Here is a 17,621-nt window from a genome sequence, read left to right on the forward strand (position 1 = left end):
CAGCAGTGCGTCCTCGCCGGCCATCCCTTTGATCTGCCGCAGCGCGTCCGCGACGTCGTCGGCGAAGTCGTGCAACTCCCGGGCGAGTTGTTTGACCCGCTCCGGATCCCCCGGAGTGGGGTCGTCGTCCAGGTCCAGCACATGCCAGTCCGTTGGCCGAACTCCCACCCGTGCTCCTTTCAGCGATCCCGGATGGAAGACGCACGGTTTTCGGCCAACGGTTCCTCAGGTGTTCAGGTGGCGGCGCAGGCCCCGGATGCGGTTGCTGGTGATCGCGTCGACGCCCATCGCCGTCAGGCGGCGCCAGTTGCGCGGCCAGTCCACCGTCCAGCAGGACACCCGGTAGCCCGCCTCGTGGTCCTCGCGGACCGTGGCCTCGTCGAGCAGGCCGAAGCGGTAGTTGAGCCAGTGCGGGCGCAGCCGCCGGAGCAGGCCCGCGCGGTACGGGACGGGGGAGGAGCAGGTGAGCGCTATCTCGGCCTCGGGGTGTGCGGCGCGGACGGCGAGGAGGGCCGCGGTGCCGCCGCAGTAGTACGTGCGCTCCGCCGCGTCGCTGTCCAGCACCTCCGCGAGGGCCGGCTCGGCGGCGGCCGGGTCGGGCAGGTCGATGAAGGAGCGCACGCCCGGGCTCTCCGCCATGACCTTCAGCGCCTCGCGCAGCGTCGGGATGCCGCCGCCGGAGCGCTCCTGGACCTCCTCGTACGACAGCGAGGCCAGCGCCACCTCCTGGTCCCACAGCCGTTGCAGCGTGCGGTCGTGCAGCAGCACCGGCACGCCGTCCCCCGTGAGCCGGACGTCGAACTCGACCGCGTCCGCGCCCGCCGCCGCGGCCGAGCGCAGCGAGCCGAGGGTGTTCTCGCGGACCACGTACGGGTCGCCGCGGTGGGCGACGGCCAGCACGGGGGCGGGGGCCGGGCCGGTCACGGGGCGGCCTGGGTCGCGGGCCGGGGGGCGGGGCCGGGCCAGGCGGCGAGGTAGGCGTCGATCTCCGCCGCCAGCGCCGCCTTCGCGGCCGGCGGCATGAACGACGCCTCGACGGAGTTCCGCGCGAGCGCCGCGACCCCGGCCTCGTCGAGGCCGAGGAGGCGGGCGGCGACGCCGTACTCCGTGTTGAGGTCGGTGCCGAACATCGGCGGGTCGTCGCTGCCCAGCGCGACCAGCACGCCGGCGTCGGCGATCTGCCGCAGCGGGTGCTCGTCGAGCGACGGGACGGCCTTCGTGGCGACGTTGGACGTCGGGCAGACCTCCAGCGGGATGCCCGCCTCGGCCAGGTGCGCCAGCAGCCGGGGGTCCTGCGCGGCGCTCGTGCCGTGTCCGACGCGCTCGGCGCGCAGCTCGGTGACGGCGTCCCAGACGGTCTCGGGGCCGGTCGTCTCGCCGGCGTGCGGGACGCTGTGCAGCCCGGCCGCCAGGGCCCGGTCGAAGTACGGCTTGAACTGCCCGCGCGGCACGCCTATCTCGGGGCCGCCCAGGCCGAAGGCCACCAGGCCCTCGCAGCCGACGTCGACGGCGATCCGCGTGGTCTCCTCGGCGGCGGCCAGCCCCGCCTCGCCGGGGATGTCGAAGCACCAGCGCAGCACGACGCCCAGCTCGGCCTCGGCGCCGCGGCGGGCGTCCTCCAGGGCGTCGAGGAAGGCGCGGTCGGGGATGCCGCGGCTCGTGGAGCTGTACGGCGTGACGGTCAGCTCCGCGTAGCGGATGTTCTGCCGGGCCATGTCGCGGGCGATCTCGTACGTCAGCAGCCGCACGTCCTCCGGGTCGCGGATCAGGTCCACGACGGAGAGGTAGATCTCGATGAAGTGGGCGAAGTCGCGGAAGGTGAAGAAGTCGGCGAGCGCGCCGGCGTCCGCGGGCACCGTGGAGTCCGGGTGCCGCGCGGCGAGTTCGGCGACGATGCGGGGGGACGCGGAGCCGACGTGGTGGACGTGGAGCTCGGCCTTCGGCAGACCGGCGATGAAGGAGTCGAGATCGGCCATCGCATCATCGTATGCCAACGGACTGACGGCGCCGCCGCGGCTCCGTAGCATGTGCGCACGCGCGCGCGTGCGCTGCGAAGGGAGCGGATATGGCGGCGAGCAGTCCGTCGGCGACGCCGGCCGCCGCCGAGGTGCGGCGGGGGCCGGCCGGCCTGGGGACGAAGGCCATGGTGTGCGGCATCGTCGGCGTCACGCTCCTGCCCACGCTCTACGGCATGGTGCTCTCGGTGCTGCTCGGCCCGGCGGCGCTGGTGCTGGGGCTGCTCGCGCGCGGCCGGGCGCGGCGCGCGGGGGTGGGCGCGGGGCGGAACGCGGTGATCGGCATCGCGACGGGCGCGGTGGCGTTCGCGGTCGCGGCGGTGGTGATCGTGCTGACCCTGACGGGCGTGGTCTTCTCCGGGGACGACGAGGAGGAGAAGGCCCCGGACCGGCGTGAGGGGCCGAGCGTGCAGGTCATGCCGGAGTGGCCGGGAACCCGGGCGGGGGCGGGCGGCGCGGCGTACGGCTCGTACAGTTGAGCCCATGAACACGGACCGGCGGGACGACGCGGCGGGGCGAGGCGCGCTCCGCGTGGAGGCGGCCCGGGAGGCGGGCGGACCCGCGCCGGCCGAGAAGTCCGGGACGGCCGAGAAGGCCGAGGGGGAGGGGGCGGCCGAGGGCGGCGGCGGACCCGCCGCGGAGGCTCCGGCGCCGGTCCGCGCGGACGCGGGCGCCCCGGAGAGCGCTGACGCCACCGGCCCGGCGGCACCGGCACCGGCATCCGACCAGGAGGTCCTGACCCCGCCCGACGGCGGCCCGCCCGTCCCCGTGGCGCCCGGCTGGACGCGGCCGCGGCCGGCGCCCGGATCGAGCACGTACGGCCCGAAGCCCTACCTCCCCGGCCCCTACCTCTGGGTGCCCCCCGCCGGGCCGCGCAACGGCGCCGGGACCGCGGCGCTGGTCCTCGGGATCATCGGCGCCGTGCTGGCGTTCACGCTGGTCTTCAGCCCGCTCGCCGTCATCCTCGGCGCCCTCGCCATCGGCTTCGGCGTGACCGCCGTCCGCCGGGTCCGGCGCGGCGAGGCCCGCAACCGGGCGTCCGGGCTGTGGGGGATCTGGCTGGGCGGCGTCGCGGCGGTGGCGGGCGTGGGCATGAGCGTCCTGCTCGTCGTCCTCGCGGCCGACTTCTTCGCACCCGTGTCGCCGGAGACCGACAACGCGGTCGAGGCCGGGCAGACCGTCACGTACGACGACGGCCTGGAGGTCACCCTCGTCGCGGAGCCGGTCGCGGAGGACGTGCTGGAGGTACGGGTCCGGGTCCTCAACCGCACCGGCGAGCTGGTGACGCTGACGAGCAGCGGGGTCAGCGCCTACCCGGTCGGCTCCGACGACGCGTACCTGGAGCAGGAGGGCGCGGACGCGCTGCCGTTCACCCTCGACGACGACCACGTCGCGATCGGCACGTACCACTTCGCCGTCGACGAGGAGCTGTCGGACGTCGAGTTCGAGGTGTCGCCGGGCGGGCCGTACGAGTACGCGTACTGGTGGAAGGACCTCGACGGCCCCGACGACGGGAGAGCGGCCTGACGCGCCGTTCGCGCCGTCGGCGCACCCCGGCGTACGCCCCCGACGCCCGTAGTGAGCCACACCACCCGCGCCGATTCGGCAAACCCGCATAAGAGTTGCGGGGCCGCCCGCTCTCTCTCCCTGACAGCCGGTCTACCAGGGCCGGTGCGAGGGAGACGAGGGACTGAGCGTGATGACTGACGCGGGGGCGGCGAAGTCCGCGGTGGAGTGGCTGGTCTCGGCGGCGCCCGAGCCCCGGACCTGCCGGTGGGAGTGGGAGCGCAACCCGCTGGGGGTGTCGCTGCTGCCCGCCGGCCGGCTGTGGGACGTGCTGATCCTGCCGGGAGCGCTGGGGCGGGCCACGCTGGACGTGGTCGCCCGGATCACCGAGCGGCCCGGGCCGGTGCTCGCGGACGTGACGGACGCGCGGCTGGGGTTCTTCGTGCCGCCGGGGACGGCCGCCCGGTGGGTCGGCACCGGGGTGCGGAGCGCGGGGCACGGGACGTGGATCGTGGTGCCCTACCCGGGGCGGGCGACGGGCGGGGTGCGGTGGCTGGTGCCGCCGGACGGGAGCGGGCTGCTGACGGATCCGGTGGTGCTGGAGCTGGCCATGCACGAGGCGGCGGCGCTCATCGCGGGGGAGACCGGCGCGGGAGAGACGGGGAAGGGGCCGGCGGGTCCGGCGGGTCCGGCCGGTGCGGGTCCGGCGGGTCCGACGGGTCCGGCCGGGCCGCGCGGTCCCGGGCGGGACGGGCCGCGGCGTACGCCGTGAGCCGGTCGGCCCCGTACCGGGCGCCGGTCAGCAGCACCCCGGCCACGCACCACCCCGCCAGCACGTCCAGCGGCCAGTGGTACTCCCGCCACACCAGCCCCGCCCCCACGCCCAGCACCGCCAGCCCCGCCGCCGCCACCAGCAGCCGGCGCGCGGCGGGGGAGCGGAGCAGCGGCAGCAGGATCAGCACGGCGGCGCCGTAGGCCACGGCGGCGGTGGTGGCGTGGCCGGAGGGGAAGAAGCCGGCGTAGTCGTCGGCGAGGGGGCCCTTGGGGCCCGGGCGGGCCTGGGCGGACTTCAGCGGCAGCACGACGGCGGGCAGCGCGGCGTACGCGGCGCCGCCGGCGAGCAGCGGGACCCGGGCGGCGGCGGTCCGCAGCCGGGTACGCCACACCGCGCACAGCATCGCCGCCGCCAGCGCCGGCAGCGTCACCCCCACCCCGCCCAGGTCCGCCAGCAGCTCGGCCCCCGCGGGCGCGTGCCGCGCCAGCGCGGGGCCGGCGCGCTCGTCCAGCCCGCGCACCGGCCCGTCCACCGCGACCTGCCAGGCGAGCAGCCCGTACAGCACGGCGCAGCAGCACGCCGCCCAGGCGGCCCGGGCGGTCCACGCCGCCCACGCCGCCCGGGCCGCGGCGGGCCACCGGGCCGGCGCGGCGGTCCGCGGCGGCCCGGTGGCCCGGTGTCTCACGCGTTCCGCGACAGCGCCCCTTCCAGAATGTCCAGCCCCTCGGCGAGCAGGTCCTCGCCGATCACCAGCGGCGGCAGGAAGCGCATCACGTTCCCGTACGTCCCGGTGGTCAGCACCAGCAGGCCCTCCGCGTGGCACGCCTTGGCCAGCGCCGCGGTCAGCTGCGGGTCGGGGTCCTTCGTCCCCGGCCGGACCAGCTCGATGGCCAGCATCGCACCCCGCCCGCGCACGTCGCCGATGGCCTGGTGCTTCTCCTGGAGCGCCAGCAGCCGGGTCTTCATGATCTCCTCGATGCGCCGGGCCTTCGCGTTCAGGTCCAGCTCGCGCATCGTCTCGATGGCGCCGAGGGCGGCGGCGCACGCCACCGGGTTGCCGCCGTACGTGCCGCCGAGGCCGCCCACGTGCGGGGCGTCCATGATCTCCGCGCGGCCGGTGACCGCGGCCAGCGGCAGCCCGCCGGCGATGCCCTTGGCGGTGGTGATGAGGTCGGGGACGACGCCCTCCTCCTCGCTGGCGAACCAGTGGCCCGTACGGCAGAAGCCGGACTGGATCTCGTCCGCGACGAAGACGATGCCGTTGTCCTTCGCGAACTGCGCGATCCGCGGCAGGAAGCCGGGCGCCGGGACGATGAAGCCGCCCTCGCCGAGGATCGGCTCGATGACGATCGCCGCCACGTTCTCGGCGCCGACCTGCTTGCTGATCAGGTCCACGGCCTGCGCCGCGGCCTCCTCGGCGCAGTTCTCGGGGCCGGTCAGCCAGCGGTAGGGGTAGGCGACGGGGACGCGGTAGATCTCCGGCGCGAAGGGGCCGAAGCCGTGCTTGTACGGCATGTCCTTGGCGGTGAGCGCCATGGTGAGGTTCGTCCGCCCGTGGTAGCCGTGGTCGAAGACGACGACGGCCTGGCGGCCGGTGTACGAGCGGGCGATCTTGACGGCGTTCTCGACGGCCTCGGCGCCGGAGTTGAAGAGCGCGGACTTCTTGGCGTGGTCCCCCGGGGTCAGCCCGGCGAGCTGCTCGCAGACCTCCACGTAGCCCTCGTACGGCGTGACCATCATGCAGGTGTGCGTGAAGTCGGCCAGCTGCGCGGACGCGCGGCGGACGACGGCCTCCGCGCTGTTGCCGACGGACGTGACGGCGATGCCCGCGCCGAAGTCGATGAGGCGGTTGCCGTCGACGTCCTCGACGACGCCGCCGGCGGCGCGGGCGGCGAACACGGGCATCACGGTGCCCACGCCCTGAGCGACGGTGTCGTGCTTGCGGGCCATCAGCTCCTGGGACTTCGGCCCGGGGATCGGGGTGACGAGCCGCCGCTCCTGGGGGAGCGCGGCGCCTGCGGGGGCGGAAGCGCTGGTCATGGGGGATCTCCTCCGGGTCCGGGGGACGATGCTGTCCCTCGCAGGCTAGAGCCGGGCGCCGGGCGGGGGCATGCTCCGCGGGGGAGCGGTGTGCCGTGTCGCTTTGTCCAGCGTGGACAGGGGTGGGCGGGGGCGGGGGGAAACGGCGTACGGGGCAGGGGGAAACGGCGTACGGGGCGGGGGAAACGGCGTGCGGGCGGTGACCGGCTCAGCGCTCCGGGAAGCGGACCGACGTCAGCTTCTCCGGGTTGCGCTGCACGTCGATCGCCGTGATCCGGCCCCGGTCCACGGTGAACGCCGCCACCGACACCTCCCCCTCCGGCCCGTACAGCAGCAGCCCCGCCGCCCCGTTGACGGTGACCACCCGCATGGTCCCCGGCGGCAGCGGCCCGCCGCCGAACGCGACCAGCCCGGCCGCCACCTGCCGCGCCCCCCGCACCGCGCCCGGGAGCGCGGCCACCAGCCCGCCGCCGTCGCCGCGCCACGTCACCTCCGGGTCGAGCAGCCGCACCAGCTCCTCCAGGTCCGCGCTCTGGCAGGCGGCGGCGAAGGCGTGCACCAGCCGCCGCTGCTCCGCCCGCGGCGCGGGCGCGTGCGGGCGGCTCTGCTCGACGTGCCGGCGGGCTATGGAGGCGAGCCGGCGCACGGCGCCGGGGGTGCGGCCGACGACCTCGGCGACCCGCTCGTAGGGCAGCCCGAAGACGTCGTGGAGGAGGAAGGCGGTGCGCTGCGCGGGGGACAGCTCGTCCAGCACGACCAGCAGGGCCATGCTCACCGACTCGTCGAGCGTCACCTGTTCGGCCGGGCCGGGCGCGACGGCCGCCCCCGGCGCGGTCCGCTCCACCAGCGGCTCGGGGAGCCAGGTGCCCACGTACCGCTCGCGGCGGGAGCGGGCGCTGCCGAGCGCGTCGAGCGCGAGCCGCCCGACGACGGTGGTGAGCCAGGCGCGCAGGTCGGGTATCGCCCCGGGGTCGGGCACCCGGCGCAGCCGCAGCCAGGACTCCTGCACGCAGTCCTCGGCCTCGGCGAGGGAGCCGGTGGTGGTGTACGCGACCCGGAGCAGCCGGGGCCGCTCCTTCTCGAAGGCCCGGGCGAGGCTGTCGTCCCGCGGCAACGTCACCGCCTCCCTGGCACGGCGGCGGCATGGACGGTCGTGGTGCGGGGTCCCCCCGAGGCGGTGAATCTCATGCCTTCAGGACGACGTGGCCGACGGATGTGTGACTTCGGGGGGCGGGGACGGGATCGGCGGCCGCCGGCGGCGGCGCTCCGCGGCCCGCGGGAGCGGTTGACCCATGTTCGCAACGGGCAGCGGGACGGTGGGCGGCACGCGCTAAGTTGGGCGGGAGGACGCCGAGTTGCCGGTCGGCGGCGGGCTGGGCGCAGGGACGCAAGGTCAGGGCCGGCCCCGGTGCCGGGGCCGGAGCCCGCGGGAGGAAAGAGCGGAACATGGGCGAGGACGGCCGACCGGGGCCGCGGAAGTCGGGACCGGAGCACGGGAGTCGGCCCCGGCGGCCCGCGTGGCCCGCGCAGCCGCCCATCGGCCCCGCGGTGCCGCCGCAGTCGCGGCGGGGGGCGGCGGGCGGAGCCGGGCCGGGCGCGGTGCCGGCGCCGCCGGAGAACCCCTTCGTCCAGTGGATGCGGGCGCGCCGGCCGGAGGCGGAGCCGGGCCTGTGGCGGTACGCGCACGTGCCCCGGCCGCCCGACGAGGGGGACCCGGTCTCCGACCGGCAGCTGCTCGGCGGTGCCGTGCTGGCGCTGCTGACCGGGTTCCTCGTGTGGTCGCTGTGCTGGAACGGCGTCATCTCCTTCTGGCTGTGGCCGCTCGACTGGATCACCCTCGACGCCTGGCGGGAGACCAACGCCATGGTCGCCGTGGGCTATCTGTACTACGGCCTGTTCATCCTGCTGCTCGTGTACGTCTTCGGCCGCATCGGCCGGTGGCCCGAGGTGTGGACCCGCTTCCTGGAGCCCGTCCTCAGCTCCTCGCGGCGCTCCGAGGACCCGGAGGACGCCGAGGACGAGGACCCCGTCGCGTGGCCCGAACTGCGGGCCGCCGGGCTGGTGGCCGAGGCGGAGGCGCTGGGCGGGGCCGCGCAGAGCGGGGTCATGAACGACGTCGACCTGGCCCGGATCGCCCGCGCCTGGGAGTCGGTACGGGCCCGGCCCGAGCGGCTCAGGGCGTTCGCCGACTCCGTGCGCCGCGACGGCGCCGGCGCCTGCCCGCACCCGTCCGGGCTGCGCGACATCGGCCGGCGCGGGTACCGGCACGACCTGATCACCGGCCAGGTCCGCATCGGCGCCGCGCCCGACGACAAGCGGAACCCCCACGTCTACCGCGGCGGCGGCATCGCCCTGGAGGCCGGGCTCCTCGGCACCGGGCTCCTCGCCGTCGGCCCCGCCGGCGACGTGGTGACCGACCGCGTCACCGGCCCCGTCGCGGAGCTGCTGTGCCTGCAGGCGCTCGCCGGGCAGGCCGCCGTCGTCGTCGCCGGGGCGCCCGGCGCGCGGCTCGGCGACGACGACGCGTACGACGTCGTCATCCGCCTCGCCGATCCCTCCTCGCCCCACGACCTCGACCTCTACGGCGGCACCGCCGACCCCGACGAGGCCGCCGCCCTGCTCGCCGAGACCCTGCTCGGCGGCGACGAGGGCGACTGGGCGCACGTCCGCCCGGCCGTCACCGCCCTCGGGCAGCTCCTCGGCGCGTACCAGACGGTGTACGGCCGCTTCCCCGGCGTCTCCGAGCTGCGCGGCCTCCTCGACGGCGACCGCGCCGCGCTCGCCGCGCTGCGGCGCGACTGCGGCGCTCTCGCCGAGGGCCCCTCCGACACCGACATCGGCATCGAGACCGACGCCGGCACCGACGCGGGCACCCCCACAGACGCCGGGATCCGCACCGACGCCGGGATCCGCACCGACCCGTACGCCGCCGACCGCGCCGCCGCCGCCCTGCGCGAACTCGACGCCCGCGAACGCCAGCTCGCCCGCCCCGGCGACGTCGGCACCCTCCTCGCCGGCCGGCTCGCGGTGCTGGACCGCCCCGTCTTCGCCCGGTTCTTCGACACCCGCGGCCGCGGCCGCCAGTTCTCCATGCGGGCGCTGGAGCACCCGATGCGCGTACGGATCGTGCTGCCGGAGCGTACGCACGCCGAGGCGTCCCGGGTGCTCGCCCGGCTGCTGCTGGCCCAGTTCTCGGCCGCCGCCCCGGCCCGTACCGACCGCTCCCTCTTCGCCGCCCTCGTCCTCGACGACGCCGCGCGCACCGCCAGCCCCGAGTCCGTACGGGCCATCGGGCGGCTGCGCGCCGCGCACGCCGGCGTGGTGCTGGGGCTGCGCGGTCTCGACGAGGTGGCGGAGCCGGTGCGCGGGCCGCTGCTGGCGGCGGTCGGCTGCCGGATGGCGCTGACCGGCGTCAGCACGTGGGACGGGCGGCACTTCGCGGAGGCGTGGGGGGCGGAGTGGGTGGAGGCGGTCGACGTCACCCACGTCCCGGACGTCTCCGGCGGTCTCGTCCGGCGGCTGCTGCGGTGGATACGGCAGGTCTTCACGGGTACCAAGGCCATGAGCCGCTCGGTGACGGTGCGCACCGTGGAGCGGGAGCGCTGGTCTGCCTCGGAGCTGGCGAACGCGCTGCCGCCCGGGCACGCGGTGCTGTCCGTGACGACCGTGGGCGGCGAGCGGACGCCTCCGGTGCTCGTTGACCTGCACCACTGAGGCACAATGGACGGAGCCGTTCATACGGAGCGGCGTAAGACAGAGCGACAGTCGGAAAGCGGTCGGAGACCTCCGCGACGGTCGGAGGGCGGTGTGGACCGCCGTCCGATCCCGGTGCACGCCGGTCGGGGTCGGACGGGGGACGGTCGGGGTCGGGCGCGTACGGCCCGGCCCGGCCGAGGCGGTCGCGCAGACAGTCATGCCCGGTCCTGCCCGGTCGGTCCCGCCCGGCCAGAACCGGCCATGAACAGCGCAGTGGCCCCGCGGGCCGCTGCACCAGCCAGAAGGTGCCATGCCCACGCTCGCCTCCCTCGTCCGCCACTCCACCCTCAAACTCTCCGTCCTCACCGGCGCCGACGAGCTGGGCGCGGACGTCCGCTGGGCGCAGACCAGCGAGTTGATAGACCCCGTGCCGTACCTCGAAGGCGGGGAGCTGATCCTGACGACCGCGCTGAAGCTCGACGTCGACGACGCGGACGCGATGCGCCGCTACGTGCGGCGGCTGGTGGACGCCGGCGTGGTCGGGGTGGGCTTCGGGGTCGGCGTGAACTTCGACACGGTGCCGGAGACGCTGCTCGCGGCGGCCCGGGAGGCGCGGCTGCCGCTGCTGGGGGTGCCGCGGAAGACGCCGTTCATCGCCATCTCCAAGGTGGTCTCGGCGGCCATCGCCGCCGACCAGTACCGGGCGCTGACCCGCGGCTTCGAGGCCCAGCGGGACCTGACGCGGGCGGCGCTCGGCGCGGACGGCCCGGCGACCGTCGTCACCCGGCTCGCGGTGCACGTGCGCGGGTGGGCGGCGCTGTACGACCCGGCGGGGGAGGTGCTCGCTGTGGCGCCGCCCGGCCGGGCGGCCGCGCGGGCGGAGGCGCTGAAGGGCGACGTGGCGCGGCTGCGGCGGCGGCAGGCGCCGGCGAGCGCGGTGGTGGCGGGGACCCCGGCCGCGGAGGACGGAAAGGCGGCGGGCGGCGGGGTGGAGGACGGCGCGGGGGAGGACGCGGCGGGCGGCGGGACACCGGCGGCCGGGGCCTCGCCGGGCGGGGCTTCGGCGGGCGCGGCTCCGGCGGGCGCGCGATCCGCGGGCGGCCCGGACCGTACCGGCGACAGCCTCTCCGAGGACCGCGTCGAGCTCCAGTCCCTCGGCTCCGGGCGGCGCTGCCGCGGTGTCCTCGCCGTCGGCACCGGCGGCAACCTCACCCCCGCCGAGCGCTACGCCGTGCACGCCGCCGTCTCCCTCCTCACCCTCCTCACCGAGCGCTCCAGCGCCTTCTCCGCCGCCGAGCAGCGCCTCGGCACCGCGGTGCTGCGGCTGCTGCTGGCCGGCCAGCCCGACCACGCCCGGTCCGTCGCCGGGCCGCTCTACGGCGGGCTGCTGGACGCGCCCGTACGGCTCCTCGTCGCCGAGGCCGCCGCCCCCGTGGCGCCGGTGGGCGACGGGGCCCCGGAGCCGCTGCCGGAGGCGCTGGGCGAGCTGGCCGACGCGCTCGACGCCGCGGCCTCCGGGTCCGGCGAGTCGTTCCTCGCCGTGCCCGACGCGGGGCGGCTCGTCGTCCTGGCCACGGACGGCGGCGCCGTCCCGGAGGCGGCGGCCCAGCACGCCGCGCGCGTCGAGGCCGCGCACCCGGGCGCGGTGGGGCAGGCGCGCAGGCCGGGCGCGGGGGAGAGGGCGCTGCCGCTGGTCGCCGGGGTGTCGGCGCCGGCCGGGCCGGCGGTGGTGACGGTGGCGTACAAGCAGGCCGAGCAGGCGCTGTCGGTGGCGCGCCGGCGCGGCCGGGTGCTGGTGGAGCACGAGGACGTCACGGCGGGGTCGGTGATGGACCTGCTGGCGGACGACGCGGTGCAGGCGTTCGCCGACGGTACGCTCCGGGCGCTGCGCGAGCACGACGAGCGCGGCCGGGGCGACCTCGTCGCCTCGCTGCGGGCCTGGCTGTCCCGGCACGGGCAGTGGGACGCGGCGGCGGCCGACCTCGGGGTGCACCGGCACACGCTGCGGTACCGGATGCGGCGGGTCGAGGAGATCCTCGGGCGCTCGCTGGACGACCCGGACACGCGCATGGAGCTGTGGCTGGCCCTCAAGGCGTAGCCGGGCCCCTCCGGCCGGGCGGCCCGGCCGGAGGGGCGGCCGGGGTCACGGCGTACGGGCCCGGCAGGTGTCGCGGATCTTGTAGAAGTACGACAGGTACTTCTCGTGGTAGTCCGCGCTCGTGATCCGCACCATCGCCTCGTCCGCCGAACGCAGCCCGGAGCCCGTCCAGTTGTGGCTGCCCGTGTACACGCGCGGCGTGATGCCGCCGTTGTACTCGCCGTCCAGCAGCCAGAACTTCGTGTGCGTGCGCACGTCGATGCCCGGGCCGTTGTTGAAGTTGCAGTAGGTCCGCTGGATCCCCGCGTCGTCGAGGATGTCCTCGACCTCCGCGTCGCCCTCGCTGTAGACGACGTCGACCCAGCAGTTCTGCGCCCGCTTCTGCGCGAGCTTCCGCGCCACCTGGTCGCGGGAGCCGAGGAACTGGAACATGGCGACGCGGATGTCGGTCTGGTGCCGCTCGCCGTCCGTGCCGGTGTACGAGCACGACACCTCGTCGAGGGCGTTGACGATGGTGTCGGTGTTCGGATTGCCGTAGTCGGAGTCGCCGCGGGGGAAGAAGAAAGCGCGGTACGTGGAGCCGGTGGGCGTGGACCAGTAGTAGGTGTTGTCGCCGTTCGCCGAGTGGCGCAGCCGGCGCTGGTCCTCGTGGAACGTCGCGTAGCCGTCGTGCACGGTGGCGTCGGCGAAGGTCACCGCGTCGTTGTAGGACTCGTTCTTGTACCAGTCGTTGAGGTTGGAGGACGACTGGAAGACGACCTTGCGGTAGCTGCTGCCGTCGTCGAAGGGGCCGACCTTCGTGAAGACGAAGAACTTGTTGTGGTTGTACGACGGGTTCGGCGGCGGGGTCGCGGCGCAGCCGCGCTGGACGTCGTTCCTGCCGTCGTCGTCCTCGAACTGGTCGTCGCAGACGACGATCCACGACGCCTTCGTGTCGTTCGTGCCCAGCGCGGCCCGCAGCGAGTCCCAGGCGGCGCTGCCCTTGTCGCGGGTGTTGTCGTCGACGATCAGCTTGACGGCCACGCCGCGCTCGTGGGCGGCGATGAGCGCGTCGGCCACCGCCGAGTCCTCCAGCTCGAACATCGACGAGCGGATGGTCTGGCCGGCCGGGGTGGCGTCGATGAGGGCGATGAGCTGGGTGAAGACGGCGCTCCGCCGGGCCGCGGAGCCGAGCGGGTCGTTGAAGACGGGGCCGTTGATGACGGGCTTCGCGGCGGCGGCGGGTTCCGCGGCGGCGGCCCCCGGTCCGGGGCCGGGGCCGGGGTCCGGTTCGGAGGCGGTGGCGCCGGAGACGAGCGTCGCGGTGAGCGCGAGCAGGACGGCGGCCACGCCCGCGGGGCGTCCGGCGCGTAGGCGTCTCATGTGAGAAGTCCCCCTGGATGCCTGGGAGTCGGCGGTCGCCGAGCACCCTAGGGGGCCGTGGCTGCGCTGTCAGGAGCCTGACAGCGTTAATTCATAGTTATTCTCGGGTTGGCCGAAAGACGAGGACCCCCGGGGGCGTCCCGGGGGTCCTCGCAGGGGGTACCGCGTGCCGTCAGAGCGCGTCGAGGCCGGTGAAGACCATGACCTTCTCGTACGTGTAGTCCTCCATCGCGAACCGCACGCCCTCGCGCCCCACGCCGGAGCGCTTCACGCCGCCGTACGGCATCTGGTCCGCCCGGTACGACGGGACATCCCCGACGATCACGCCGCCGACCTCCAGCTTGCGCTGCGCCCGGAAGGCGCTCTGCACGTCGTGCGTGAACACGCCCGCCTGCAGGCCGTACTTCGAGTCGTTGACCGCCGCGAACGCGGCCTCCTCGCCGTCCGCCCGCTGCAAGGTCACCACCGGGCCGAACGCCTCCTCGCAGGAGATCTTCACGTCCTTCGGCACGTCCGTCAGCACCGTCGGCGCGTACGACGCCCCGTCCCGCTTGCCGCCGGTCAGCAGCCGGGCGCCGGCGCCCACGGCCTCGTCGACCCACGACTCCAGCCGCTTGGCCGCGTCCTCGCTGACCATCGGGCCGACGTCGGTGGCGTCGTCCGACGGGTCGCCGGTCACCTGCGCCTCGACGGCCGCGACGATCTTCGGCACCAGGCGCTCGTACAGCGAGGCGTCGGCGATCACGCGCTGGACCGAGATGCAGGACTGGCCCGCCTGGTAGTTGGCGAACGCGCCGATGCGCTGCGCGGCGTGGTCGAGGTCGGCCTCGGAGGCGTAGTCGCCGAGGACGACGGCGGCGCCGTTGCCGCCCAGCTCCAGGGTGACCCGCTTGCCGGGGACGGCCTCCTGGATCGCGTAGCCGACCCGGTCCGAGCCGGTGAAGGAGATGATCGGCAGCCGGTCGTCCTCGGTGAGGTCGGGCATGCGGTCGTTCGGCACCGTCAGCACGCTCCAGCTGCCGGCCGGCAGGTCGGTCTCCGACAGCAGCTCGCCGAGCAGCAGCGCCGTCAGCGGGGTGGCGGGCGCGGGCTTGAGGATGATCGGGGCGCCCACGGCGAGCGCGGGGGCGACCTTGTGGGCGCACAGGTTCAGCGGGAAGTTGAACGGCGCGATGCCGAGGACCGGGCCGTACGGGAAGCGGCGGCTGAACGCCAGCCGGCCGGCGCCGCCGGGGTCGGTGTCGAGCCGCTGGCCCTCGCCGCTGCCCCACCGGCGGGTCTCCTCGGTGGCGAAGCGGAACGTGGACACGGCGCGGCCGACCTCGCCGCGGGCCCACTTCATCGGCTTGCCGTTCTCGGCGGAGATCAGCCGGGCGATCTCCTCGGCGCGCCCGGCGATCTGCCTGGTCACGTGGTCGAGCGCCGCGGCGCGCACGTGCGCGGGGGTGGCGGCCAGCTCGTCCTTCACCGCGTGCGCGGCGGCGACGGCCTCCTCGATCTGGGCGTCGGTGGGGATGCTCACCGTGCCGACCGTGCGGCCGTCCCAGGGGGAGGTGACGTCTAGGGTGTCCTCGCCGGTCTCCTGCCGGCCGGCGAGCCAGAACGCTTGAGTGGAAGTCACGGCGGGGTCCCTCCGAGAGTCGCGTTACCTCTGCTGCCCACGGTAGGCGCTCGGCGGGGCGGGGTGCGTTGTCCGGCGCGTAGCACTCGGCGGATCCCCCGCTACGCGACGGAAGGGTGGGCGGCGCGGCGGGAGCGGGGCGCTCCTGTCGGAGGGGCGGCCTACCCTGGGGCGGGAGTGCGGGGAACGGGGGAGCAGGGGGCGCGCGGTGCCGGCGCGCGGCGCGGCGGTGACGCGCGGCGGTGGCGCGGACGCGCGCTCGGGGCGCCGGGCGGGGGTGCGGAGGACGTGTCGTACCCGATTGGCGCGCGCGGGGTGGTATCGACGGGCGGTTTCGGGTACATACGCACAAGTAGCACCGGCTGGTAACACCCCGACTCAGCGGCGAGGTGAGTTCCCTCATGACCGCACCATCCACACGGCCGTCCGTCTCCGAGAAGGAAGCCAGGGAGGTCGCCGAGGCCGCACGCGAGCAGGACTGGCGCAAGCCCAGCTTCGCCAAGGAGCTGTTCCTCGGCCGCTTCCGGCTCGACCTCATCCACCCGCACCCCGAGCCCGCGCCCGCGGACGTCGAGCGCGGCGAGGCGTTCCTCGCCAAGCTGCGCGACTTCTGCGAGACGCGGATCGACGGGGCCGTGATCGAGCGCGACGCCCGGATCCCCGACGAGACCATCCGCGGGCTGAAGGAGATCGGCGCCCTCGGCATGAAGATCGACCGCAAGTACGGCGGTCTCGGCCTCACGCAGGTCTACTACAACAAGTCCCTCGCGCTCGTCGGCACCGCGAGCCCCGCCGTCGGCGCGCTCCTCTCCGCGCACCAGTCGATCGGCGTGCCGCAGCCGCTCAAGACCTTCGGCACCGAGGAGCAGAAGGAGGAGTTCCTGCCCCGCTGCGCCCGCACGGACATCTCCGCCTTCCTGCTCACCGAGCCCGACGTCGGCTCCGACCCGGCCCGGCTGGCCACCACCGCCGTCCCCGACGGCGACGGCCCCGACGCCGACTACCTGCTCGACGGCGTCAAGCTCTGGACCACCAACGGCGTCGTCGCCGACCTGCTCGTGGTCATGGCGCGGGTTCCGCCGCGCCCGGCGAAAGAAGGTGCGGAGGGGCACAAGGGCGGCATCACGGCGTTCGTCGTCGAGGCCGGTTCCGAGGGCGTCACCGTGGAGAACCGCAACCGGTTCATGGGCCTGCGCGGCATCGAGAACGGCGTCACCCGCTTCCACCGGGTGCGCGTCCCCGCCGCGAACCGCATCGGCCCCGAGGGCGCGGGCCTGAAGATCGCGCTGACCACCCTCAACACCGGCCGGCTGTCGCTGCCCGCGCTCTGCGTGGGCGCGGGCAAGTGGTGTCTGAAGATCGCCCGCGGCTGGGGCGGCGCCCGCGAGCAGTGGGGCCGGCCGGTCGGCAAGCACGAGGCGGTCGGCTCGAAGATCTCGTTCATCGCGGGCACGACCTTCGCCCTGGAGGCGGTCCTCGACCTGTCGTCGCAGATGGCCGACGAGGACCGCAACGACATCCGCATCGAGGCCGCCCTCGCCAAGCTCTACGGCTCCGAGATGGCCAGCCTCATGGCCGACGAGCTGATCCAGATCCGCGGCGGCCGCGGCTACGAGACCGCCGACTCGCTCGCCGCCCGCGGCGAGAAGGCGATCCCGGCCGAGCAGATGGTCCGCGACCTGCGGATCAACCGGATCTTCGAGGGCTCGACCGAGATCATGCACCTGCTCATCGCCCGGGAGGCGGTGGACGCCCACCTCAAGGTCGCCGGCGACCTCATCGACCCGCAGAAGAACCTCTCCGAGAAGGCGCGCGCCGGCGCCCGGGCCGGCGGCTTCTACGCCCGCTGGCTGCCGAAGCTGGTCGCGGGCAGGGGGCAGGTGCCGCGGACGTACGGCGAGTTCCACCCGCCCGGGCACCGCGACCTCTCCACCCACCTGCGCTTCGTCGAGCGCGGCGCCCGCCGGCTGGCGCGCTCCACGTTCTACGGCATGTCCCGCTGGCAGGGCCGGATGGAGACCAAGCAGGGCTTCCTCGGCCGGGTGGTGGACATCGGCGCGGAGCTGTTCGCGATGAGCGCCGCGTGCGTACGGGCCGAGATGCTGCGCACCGCCGCCGGCGGGGGCGGGCACGGCAAGGAGGCGTACGAGCTGGCCGACGTCTTCTGCCGGCAGGCCCGGATCCGGGTGGAGGAGTTGTTCGGCCGGCTGTGGACGAACACCGACGACCTGGACGGCCGGGTGGTGCGGCGGGTACTGGACGACGCGTACACCTGGCTGGAGGACGGCATCGTCGACCCGTCGGGCGACGGCCCGTGGATCGCGGAGGCCGAGCCGGGCCCGGCGAAGAAGCCGAACGTGCACCGCCGCATCCGCTAGCGCACGGCCACGGCCCGGCGCCGGCTCCCCGCCGGGGAACCGCTGCCGGGCCGTGGCCGCCGCGGGCGCACGACGCCGGGCGCCGGGCCCGTTCCGCGGCCGCGCCCGCCGCGGTCAGGCCGGCTCCCGC

At 75.4% G+C, this 17,621-nt stretch carries 12 protein-coding genes and 1 pseudogene; 6 read left to right on the plus strand and 7 right to left on the minus strand.

The annotated features are described in order from the left end of the window. Positions 1-225: 225 nt before the first annotated feature. Together ACHZ99_RS13180 and ACHZ99_RS13185 are read right to left on the minus strand one after the other, a co-directional pair. Complete coding sequence (locus tag ACHZ99_RS13180; protein WP_420305197.1) at positions 226-966, minus strand: glycerophosphodiester phosphodiesterase; 741 nt, start codon at positions 964-966, stop codon at positions 226-228. Then, on the minus strand, positions 921-1,976 hold the full coding sequence (locus ACHZ99_RS13185; protein ID WP_420304711.1) for an adenosine deaminase: 1,056 nt from the start codon (positions 1,974-1,976) through the stop codon (positions 921-923). The genes ACHZ99_RS13180 and ACHZ99_RS13185 overlap by 46 nt, the downstream gene beginning before the upstream one ends. 89 nt (positions 1,977-2,065) lie before the next feature. Here ACHZ99_RS13185 and ACHZ99_RS13190 point away from each other — a divergent pair, with 89 nt between their 5' ends. The 3 genes from ACHZ99_RS13190 to ACHZ99_RS13200 all read left to right on the plus strand — a co-directional run bounded on the left by ACHZ99_RS13190 (position 2,066) and on the right by ACHZ99_RS13200 (position 4,293). Next, complete coding sequence (locus ACHZ99_RS13190) at positions 2,066-2,494, plus strand: DUF4190 domain-containing protein (RefSeq protein ID WP_420304712.1); 429 nt, start codon at positions 2,066-2,068, stop codon at positions 2,492-2,494. 4 nt (positions 2,495-2,498) lie between these two features. Next, positions 2,499-3,542: a DUF4190 domain-containing protein gene (locus ACHZ99_RS13195; protein ID WP_420304713.1), complete on the plus strand. Its 1,044-nt coding sequence runs from the start codon at positions 2,499-2,501 to the stop codon at positions 3,540-3,542. A 172-nt stretch (positions 3,543-3,714) separates the two neighbouring features. After that, entirely contained in the window at positions 3,715-4,293 is a 579-nt protein-coding gene (locus ACHZ99_RS13200; protein ID WP_420304714.1) for a hypothetical protein, read from the plus strand. 28 nt (positions 4,294-4,321) lie between these two features. Here ACHZ99_RS13200 and ACHZ99_RS13205 read toward each other — a convergent pair. The 3 genes and pseudogenes from ACHZ99_RS13205 to sigJ all read right to left on the minus strand — a co-directional run. Beyond that, positions 4,322-4,699: pseudogene (locus ACHZ99_RS13205) on the minus strand (phosphatase PAP2 family protein); the annotation flags it as partial. A 278-nt stretch (positions 4,700-4,977) separates the two neighbouring features. Beyond that, a complete protein-coding gene (gene gabT / locus ACHZ99_RS13210) occupies positions 4,978-6,336 on the minus strand; it encodes a 4-aminobutyrate--2-oxoglutarate transaminase (RefSeq protein ID WP_420304715.1) in 1,359 nt (452 codons plus the stop codon). Positions 6,337-6,544: 208 nt separating this feature from the next. Further along, positions 6,545-7,450, minus strand: a complete 906-nt coding sequence (sigJ, locus tag ACHZ99_RS13215) for an RNA polymerase sigma factor SigJ (RefSeq protein WP_420305198.1) — start codon at positions 7,448-7,450, stop codon at positions 6,545-6,547. 332 nt (positions 7,451-7,782) lie between these two features. Between sigJ and ACHZ99_RS13220 the strand changes: the two genes are divergently transcribed. Both ACHZ99_RS13220 and ACHZ99_RS13225 read left to right on the plus strand, forming a co-directional pair. Then, positions 7,783-10,050 (plus strand): hypothetical protein, encoded by a 2,268-nt coding sequence (locus ACHZ99_RS13220; protein WP_420304716.1) that lies wholly within the window; start codon positions 7,783-7,785, stop codon positions 10,048-10,050. A gap of 292 nt (positions 10,051-10,342) precedes the next feature. Beyond that, a complete protein-coding gene (locus ACHZ99_RS13225; protein WP_420304717.1) occupies positions 10,343-12,130 on the plus strand; it encodes a PucR family transcriptional regulator in 1,788 nt (595 codons plus the stop codon). 45 nt (positions 12,131-12,175) lie between these two features. Here ACHZ99_RS13225 and ACHZ99_RS13230 read toward each other — a convergent pair whose 3' ends face one another. Together ACHZ99_RS13230 and ACHZ99_RS13235 are read right to left on the minus strand one after the other, a co-directional pair. Further along, complete coding sequence (locus tag ACHZ99_RS13230) at positions 12,176-13,492, minus strand: phospholipase D-like domain-containing protein (RefSeq protein WP_420304718.1); 1,317 nt, start codon at positions 13,490-13,492, stop codon at positions 12,176-12,178. Between the two features lie 172 nt (positions 13,493-13,664). After that, positions 13,665-15,113 carry an aldehyde dehydrogenase family protein gene (locus tag ACHZ99_RS13235; protein WP_420304719.1) on the minus strand — a complete coding sequence of 483 codons (1,449 nt, stop codon included), beginning with the start codon at positions 15,111-15,113 and terminating at the stop codon, positions 13,665-13,667. A 401-nt stretch (positions 15,114-15,514) separates the two neighbouring features. On the opposite strand from ACHZ99_RS13235, the gene ACHZ99_RS13240 reads away from it, so the two are divergent. Further along, on the plus strand, positions 15,515-17,491 hold the full coding sequence (locus ACHZ99_RS13240; protein WP_420304720.1) for an acyl-CoA dehydrogenase family protein: 1,977 nt from the start codon (positions 15,515-15,517) through the stop codon (positions 17,489-17,491). Positions 17,492-17,621 lie beyond the last annotated feature (130 nt).

It is taken from the genome of Streptomyces sp. MAR4 CNX-425, assembly GCF_048656465.1.
In the GTDB taxonomy this organism is placed as follows: Bacteria; Actinomycetota; Actinomycetes; order Streptomycetales; family Streptomycetaceae; genus Streptomyces.

Bases quoted from the DNA above. Each gene is read 5' to 3' on its own strand.
- ACHZ99_RS13185 (WP_420304711.1), bottom strand. From the start codon at position 1,976: ATGGCCGATCTCGACTCCTTCATCGCCGGTCTGCCGAAGGCCGAGCTC.
- ACHZ99_RS13190 (WP_420304712.1), top strand. From the start codon at position 2,066: ATGGCGGCGAGCAGTCCGTCGGCGACGCCGGCCGCCGCCGAGGTGCGG.
- ACHZ99_RS13195 (WP_420304713.1), top strand. From the start codon at position 2,499: ATGAACACGGACCGGCGGGACGACGCGGCGGGGCGAGGCGCGCTCCGC.
- ACHZ99_RS13200 (WP_420304714.1), top strand. From the start codon at position 3,715: ATGACTGACGCGGGGGCGGCGAAGTCCGCGGTGGAGTGGCTGGTCTCG.
- gabT (WP_420304715.1), bottom strand. From the start codon at position 6,336: ATGACCAGCGCTTCCGCCCCCGCAGGCGCCGCGCTCCCCCAGGAGCGG.
- ACHZ99_RS13220 (WP_420304716.1), top strand. From the start codon at position 7,783: ATGGGCGAGGACGGCCGACCGGGGCCGCGGAAGTCGGGACCGGAGCAC.
- ACHZ99_RS13225 (WP_420304717.1), top strand. From the start codon at position 10,343: ATGCCCACGCTCGCCTCCCTCGTCCGCCACTCCACCCTCAAACTCTCC.
- ACHZ99_RS13230 (WP_420304718.1), bottom strand. From the start codon at position 13,492: ATGAGACGCCTACGCGCCGGACGCCCCGCGGGCGTGGCCGCCGTCCTG.
- ACHZ99_RS13240 (WP_420304720.1), top strand. From the start codon at position 15,515: ATGACCGCACCATCCACACGGCCGTCCGTCTCCGAGAAGGAAGCCAGG.